At 71.6% G+C, this 232-nt stretch carries 1 protein-coding gene; it reads left to right on the plus strand.

The window, feature by feature from the left end; genetic code table 11:
• The coding region (locus ACQG3P_RS24905) for a hypothetical protein (protein WP_426806539.1) at positions 1 to 232 on the plus strand (232 nt) is incomplete at both ends.

The following is a 232-nucleotide window of genomic DNA, read 5'->3' on the forward strand; positions in this document are numbered from 1 at the left end:
CTCGGCCTTCGGGCTGCGGGCGACCACGACCTGCCTGCGCTGCCGCACGCCCGCCATCTTCGGCCGCACCCCAGCGCGCCTGGGCTCGCGCCAGCGGATTGCCGATGACGCACAGACCGTGGCCCTGCTGCTGGAAGGGATGAGCGATGACCGCGTTGCGTACGCGGTCGAGATTGCCAGCATTCCGGAACATCCCCGCGGCTATCGGCATGCCCCGGCCGCGCACCTGCAC

Origin of the sequence: Stenotrophomonas sp. SrG (assembly GCF_050031795.1) — a bacterium.
GTDB classification, from domain to species: Bacteria; Pseudomonadota; Gammaproteobacteria; order Xanthomonadales; family Xanthomonadaceae; genus Stenotrophomonas; species Stenotrophomonas rhizophila_A.